Annotated in this window: 1 protein-coding gene; it reads right to left on the bottom strand. The window is 48.5% G+C overall.

What is annotated here, in order from left to right:
* Positions 1–113: 113 nt before the first annotated feature.
* Positions 114–1276 (bottom strand): RNA-guided endonuclease InsQ/TnpB family protein (locus ACTHRH_RS25650; RefSeq protein ID WP_440418283.1); only part of this gene is annotated, 1163 nt, incomplete at its 5' end.

Raw genomic sequence — 1276 nt, forward strand, 5'->3', positions numbered from 1 at the left:
TTTGCCCCATCTACTCCATATCCAAGTACGGGGTATCTGTGAAGTTGTCTTAGTAAGCAACCGATGTCTCTTGTAGACATCGGGGGCGGAACAGCCCGTCTACTACTTCTTGCCTAAGCAATCCGTAGATACTTCATCTTGCTTTCTACATCAAAATGCACGAACTCGCTGAATAACGCTTTGCTGAGGATATTCCTGGCCCCGTGCAGATCCCGATGCTCTCTATACCCGCACGCACAGCGATAGTTCCTGGATGTTCGTTTATTGCGCTTCCTGCAGACAGGACATGTCTGACTTGTATACGTTTCATCGACGAGATGGAGTGCGATCCCTTCTCGTTCCAATTTATACGTCAAATACTGCTTCACCTTGCCCATGGACCAATTTGATAGCTTCTGCGCTTGCTTTCGGCTCACGCGTTTGTTCTTACGCGTATTCCGCTGCACGCCTTCGATATCGCCAAGATGAACATCCGATACCGACTGCTGTACACACCAATCCACAAATTGCTTTGTCGTCTTGTGCAGGGCATCTCTCAACTGCCGCTCCGACTTGGATCGTATGTATTGTTTCGCTCGCTGATATTTCTTCCATTGCCGCGAGCCTTTCTTGCATTTGCACTGCAGCCGTTGAATTTCCGCCAGCTTCTTATTGCGAAATCGATGGATCGAACGTACTTTCCTGCCCGTGATGATCAGACTCTCTCCGTCCTCACGAAAGGCGGCAAGCGTATGAATTTCACCGGGGTCTACCCCGACGGCATGTTGTTTCCGATAGTTCTTGTTCTCCCTCCCATCTTCGTAGGAGATGGCGAGGTATAGGCCGTGATCATAGCCGAGTTCTATTTCTTTGATCTGACCTGCCGGAAGAGACGCCACATGGACCACAATCGGCTTCTCTCTCTTCCCTTGATGAATCCCCATCGACAGTTCAATCTTGCCGTTATCGAACACCTTGAACCCGTCTTTGACCCATTTCGTATTGTAGTGCTTTTTGATCTTATAGGGATATTTCGCAGATTTAATTCCCTTTCGTATCGCTTGGTGGGCAGCCTCTCGTGCGAACAAATACTTATGACAAACGGCCTGGATGGATTGACTATGCAAGTGGAATTGGCGTTTGGTTTGCTTCTGAAGCTCTGACTGCGAAATCCATTTCCGATGCTCCGAATAGTGGTTCTTTGCGAGCTCTAAACACATATTCCACACCTGGGCAGATTCGCGATTACAGGCATATAGTCGTTCGACATCTCGTTTCGAGGCATGGAAACGTACAA

The sequence above is a fragment of the Paenibacillus sp. SAFN-117 genome, from assembly GCF_051966115.1.
In the GTDB taxonomy this organism is placed as follows: domain Bacteria; phylum Bacillota; class Bacilli; order Paenibacillales; family NBRC-103111; genus Paenibacillus_L; species Paenibacillus_L residui.